The organism is Roseovarius sp. (genome assembly GCF_018066915.1).
GTDB lineage: Bacteria > Pseudomonadota > Alphaproteobacteria > Rhodobacterales > Rhodobacteraceae > Roseovarius.
The window spans coordinates 1-5,208 of the sequence record NZ_JAGPVV010000244.1; the positions used below are offsets into that span (position 1 = coordinate 1).

5 protein-coding genes are annotated in these 5,208 nt (G+C 60.1%); 1 reads left to right on the plus strand and 4 read right to left on the minus strand.

Annotated elements, in window-relative coordinates; all coding sequences use genetic code 11:
- The 3 genes from ligA to KBT70_RS13540 all read right to left on the minus strand — a co-directional run.
- Window positions 1-2,152, minus strand: a 2,152-nt coding sequence (gene ligA, locus KBT70_RS13530; RefSeq protein WP_296634502.1) for an NAD-dependent DNA ligase LigA, incomplete at its 3' end; no start/stop codon positions are given.
- 104 nt (window positions 2,153-2,256) lie between these two features.
- On the minus strand, window positions 2,257-2,973 hold the full coding sequence (gene ctrA, locus KBT70_RS13535) for a response regulator transcription factor CtrA (RefSeq protein WP_296634505.1): 717 nt from the start codon (window positions 2,971-2,973) through the stop codon (window positions 2,257-2,259).
- Window positions 2,974-3,074: 101 nt separating this feature from the next.
- The gene (locus tag KBT70_RS13540; protein WP_296634507.1) at window positions 3,075-3,347 is read right to left on the minus strand and encodes a DUF1153 domain-containing protein; all 273 of its coding nucleotides are present in this window, start codon (window positions 3,345-3,347) and stop codon (window positions 3,075-3,077) included.
- A 122-nt stretch (window positions 3,348-3,469) separates the two neighbouring features.
- Between KBT70_RS13540 and mnmA the strand changes: the two genes are divergently transcribed.
- Window positions 3,470-4,621 (plus strand): tRNA 2-thiouridine(34) synthase MnmA, encoded by a 1,152-nt coding sequence (gene mnmA, locus KBT70_RS13545; protein ID WP_296634509.1) that lies wholly within the window; start codon window positions 3,470-3,472, stop codon window positions 4,619-4,621.
- Between the two features lie 28 nt (window positions 4,622-4,649).
- Here the strand turns inward: mnmA and KBT70_RS13550 are convergent.
- Window positions 4,650-5,208, minus strand: a 559-nt coding sequence (locus KBT70_RS13550; protein ID WP_296634513.1) for a DUF933 domain-containing protein, incomplete at its 5' end; no start/stop codon positions are given.

A 5,208-nucleotide genomic window follows, 5' to 3' on the forward strand; every position in this document is an offset into this window, starting at 1 on the left:
GTAACTTGTTGTCTTGAAGAACTAACCTGCTCGTCTGATTAGAGGCACTCATCCAATCCTTATCGCTGAGTGGGTCAGTTAGTCCAAATTCCCTGCGCCACTCGTTCTTCAGGTTTTCTAACTGCTCCCTAAGCTCTTTTGAAAATTGCTCTTCCCCTCCGAAGAAATCGTAAGCTCTCTTTAGTTTATCAGGATACTTTTTCGAATTACGCAGGGCCTTTAAGAATACGTCTTTCGGACTTGCACCCTTAATCAAATCGTAAACAGCGAGAATGATAAGTTGACCACCAAGACCGGGGAACTCTTGCGCTTTTGGCCAAACGTTTAATTCGCGCTCTCTCAAGAGCAATGGAATTTCCCATGGTTTTTCGAGAATTCGGTTACTTTCCGAAAACCTTTTCGCCAAAGGCAGCCATAGCTTTCGACGCTCACCAAACAAATCTTTTGCGGCTTGTAGAAGACTATCAATATCCAGCCAGTATGCGGCGAGTCTGTTGGATTGATCTTCGCCCACATGCCGGATTCCAAGCGCAAAGAGCAATCGGCCAAAGGGGATTTTTCTTTTTTCTTCAATCGCTTCAAAGAGGTTCTTCGCGCTCTTTTCGCCCCAGCCCTCGCGGTTCTTCAACTGCTGCATGCCAGAGCCGTAGCGCTCTTGCAGAGTAAAGATATCCGCCGGTTCCTTGATCCAGCCATCGCGGTAGAATTGCTCCACCTGCTTGGCCCCCAGCCCCTCGATGTCAAACGCTGCGCGGGACACGAAATGCTTGAGCTTTTCCACCGCCTGCGCAGGGCAGATGAGGCCGCCCATACAGCGGCGCACGGCGTCGCCCTCCTCGCGCACCGCGTCAGAGCCGCATTCGGGGCATGTAGTCGGAAAGACATAGGGCGCGGCATCGTCGGGGCGCTTCGTGAGGTCCACATCAGCCACCTTGGGGATCACATCGCCCGCGCGGTAAACCTGCACCCAATCGCCCACGCGGATATCCTTGCCGCCGCGAATGACCTCGCCTTTGCTGTCACGCCCGGCGATGTAATCCTCATTATGCAGCGTGGCATTGCTGACCACGACCCCACCCACCGTGACCGGCGTGAGGCGCGCCACGGGGCTCAGCGCGCCGGTGCGCCCCACCTGAATGTCGATCGCTTCCAGACGAGTCCAGGCCAACTCAGCCGGGAATTTATGCGCAATCGCCCAACGTGGCGTGGTCGAGCGAAAGCCAAGCCGCGCTTGCAGGCCCAGATCATCGACCTTGTAGACCACACCGTCGATGTCATACCCCAAGGTTGCCCGCGCCTGCTCGATCCTTGCATAGTGCTTGAGCAGCGCCTCTGTCCCATCGCAGAGCACCGTCAGCGGATTGGTCTGAAACCCGAGTGACGCCAGCCGTTCAATCGCGCCCATCTGCGTCACGGCCAAGGGTGCGCTCACCTCGCCCCAGCTATAGGCAAAGAACCTGAGCGGCCGCGCCGCGGTGATGGTGGCATCCAATTGCCGCAATGATCCGGCGGCGGCATTGCGCGGATTGGCAAAGACCTTGTCGGATTTGGCTGATTGCCGCGCGTTCAGCGCCTCAAAATCGGCATGGCTCATGTAAACTTCGCCGCGTACTTCCAAAACCTCAGGCGCATCCTTCAAGGTCTCGGGAATATCGGTGATCGTGCGGGCATTGGCGGTCACATTCTCACCCACCTCGCCATCACCGCGCGTCGCGGCCTGCACCAACCTGCCCCTCTCATAGCGCAGGCTCAGGCTCAGCCCGTCGATCTTGGGCTCTGCGGTATAGGCCAAGGTCGCGTCATCGGTCAAACCCAGATAGCGGCGGATGCGCGTGTCGAACTCCGCCACATCCTCGGCCGCGAACGCATTGCCAAGGCTCAGCATCCGAACGCTGTGCGCCACCTTGGCAAAGCCGTCGGACGGGGCCGCGCCCACCTGTTCGGACGGGCTATCCGCCCGCTTTAGCGCGGGAAACCGCGCCTCGATTGCCGCATTGCGCGCCTTGAGCGCGTCATAGGCGGCATCCGTGATCTCGGGCGCATCCTCGGTGTGATAGGCCCGGTTCGCCGCCGCCAAGAGTGCTGCAAGACGCGCCAATTCTGCCGCCGCCTCGCCTTCGGTCAGATCCTCAACGGCAATCCTGTCGGTCATCGGCCCCTCTCTGATCCCGGATGAGGCGGCCATTGCCTGCCCGCCCCGTCCCTGACCAGAGTGATAGTGCCCGACCCGTCCAGCGTCCAGAGCCTGCGCAGCCCTCAGGCCCCGATGGCCAGCGGCCGCCCCGCCATTGCCCCCTGTTCGGGATCGCGCAACACATAGCCGCGCCCCCAGACCGTCTCGATGTAATTGGCCCCATCCGTGGCCTCCGACAGCTTCTTGCGCAGCTTGCAGATGAACACGTCGATGATCTTGAGTTCCGGCTCGTCCATGCCACCATAAAGATGGTTGAGAAACATCTCCTTGGTCAGCGTGGTGCCTTTGCGCAGGCTCAGCAGCTCCAGCATCTGGTATTCCTTGCCGGTCAGATGCACCGCCTTGCCGCCTGCATCCACCGTCTTGGCATCAAGGTTCACATTGATCTTGCCGGTGCGGATCACCGATTGCGAATGGCCTTTGGACCGTCGGATGATCGCATGGATACGCGCCACCAACTCATCGCGGTGAAACGGCTTGGTCAGATAGTCATCGGCACCAAATCCGAACCCCTTGATCTTGCTTTCGGTGTCATCCGCCCCTGACAGGATCAGGATCGGCGTGGCAATCCGCGCCAGCCGCAATTGCCGCAACACCTCATGCCCGTTCATATCCGGCAGGCCCAGATCCAATAGGATCAGGTCGTAATCATAGAGCTTGGCCAGATCGATGCCCTCTTCCCCCAGATCGGTGGTATAGACATTGAGATTGGCATGGGTCAGCATCAACTCGATGCTTTTCGAGGTCGTTGGATCATCCTCGACCAAAAGTACACGCATTGGGGACTCCATGGATCATTGCTTCGATACCGAGCACATTGGTCAAAAATGGTTAACTACCCGTTACCAGTGTTTTGACTTCCCAAATACTCAACTTCTGGTTACCGATACGTGCCCAAGGCCGTGACCTTGAGCGCTCCCTCGCCATGCTTGGCCACCGCCGCGATCCAGCCGTCAAATTCCTCCTCGCTCAGCCCATAGGTCTCCAACGCCTCGCGCCGCGAGATCAGCCCATAGGCCACCCCCCGCACCACCGCGAGCTTGCGCGACGCGACCCATCTCGCCGTGTCCGAGGGCGGCAAATCCGCCCGGCTGAACACCGTTCCATCCGCCAAGGTAACAGCCCTTGGCCCTTCCACTTTCTTCAGATACATGACGCTCACCCCTTTGGTCTGATGCCTCAGAATGACCGTTTCAGACTTAATGGGCGATGAAACCGGGCCTTGAGAGTGTTTAGGATTTTCCTATATTCTGAAGAACCGTCGCGGAGGCCGCCATGGCACTGGATACGAACAAACCCCTGAATTCGCTTGGATTTCCCAAGTCTCCGGCGGAAACGCGGGTGGTTGTCGCCATGTCAGGCGGCGTCGACAGTTCGGTCGTGGCCGCACATCTTGCCGCCGAGGGCTATGATGTGGTGGGCGTCACCTTGCAACTTTATGACCACGGCGCGGCCTTGGCCAAGAAGGGTGCCTGCTGTGCTGGCCTCGACATTCACGACGCCCGCCGCGTCGCCGAAGAGATGGGCTTTCCGCATTACGTGCTGGATTACGAGAACATTTTTCGCGACGCCGTGATCGACGAATTCGCCGACAGCTATCTCGCGGGGGCCACGCCCGTGCCCTGCATCCGCTGCAACGAGCGGGTCAAGTTCAAGGACCTTCTGGAAACCGCCCGCGATCTCGAGGCGGATTGCATGGCGACCGGCCATTACATCCAGCGCAAGATGGGCGCGCAGGGGCCGGAACTGCACGCCGCAAGTGATTCGGCACGCGATCAGTCCTATTTCCTCTTCTCCACCACGCCCGAACAGCTCGACTTCCTGCGCTTTCCACTAGGGCATCTGCCCTCGAAACAGGCAACCCGCGATCTGGCCGCGCAATATGGCCTTCAGGTCGCGGACAAGCCCGACAGTCAGGACATCTGCTTTGTCCCCAATGGCAATTACGCCAGCGTGATCGAGAAACTGCGCCCCGGTGCGGCAGAGCCGGGCGAGATTGTCCATGCCGATGGCCGCATCCTTGGCACCCATGAGGGCGTCATTCACTACACCATCGGGCAGCGTCGCGGCCTTGGCATCGGCGGGCTGGACGAGCCGCTTTATGTCGTGCGCCTTGATGTCGACGCGCGCCGCGTGATCGTCGGCCCCAAGGAAATGCTCTCGACCCGGACCGTGCCGCTGCGCGAAATCAACTGGCTGGGCGATGCCCCCCTCACTTCGCGGGCGGAATGGCAGATCTCGGTCAAGGTCCGCTCTACCCGCCCCCCGCGCGAGGCGGTGCTGCGGCCCATTTCCGCCACCGAAGCCACAGTCGAATTGCTCACGCCAGAAGAAGGCGTGTCGCCCGGTCAGGCCTGCGTCTTCTACGAGACCGGCGGCAGCCGCGTGCTGGGCGGCGGCTGGATCTGGCGCGGGGCGACGGTCTGAGGCTTCAGCAAGCCGCGCCCCGCCGCGCTCAGGTGTTGAACAGGAAGTGCAGCACGTCGCCATCCTTGACAATATAGCTCTTGCCCTCGGACCGCATCTTGCCCGCATCCTTGGCCTTTTGCTCGCCGCCCAAGCCCACGAAATCGTCATAGGCAATCGTCTCTGCGCGAATGAATCCGCGCTCAAAGTCGCCGTGTATCACGCCTGCGGCCTTGGGCGCCGGGGTGCCTGCGGGGATGGTCCAGGCGCGGGCCTCTTTCGGGCCGACGGTGAAATAGGTTTCCAGATGCAAGAGGCCATAGCCTGCACGGATCAGCCGGTCGAGACCGGCCTCGTCGAGCCCCATTTCGGTGAGGAACATCTCGGCTTCCTCCGGCTCCAGCTTGGAGATTTCCTCCTCGATCTGGGCGGAGATCACGACCGAGGCAGCGCCTTGCTCTGCGGCCATCTTGGCCACCGCATCCGAATGGGCATTGCCCGTCGCGGCATTGGCCTCATCCACATTACAGACATAGAGGATCGGCTTGGCGGTCAGAAGTTGCAGCATTTTCCAGGCCTTGGCATCCTCGGCATCCACCGCGACCGTG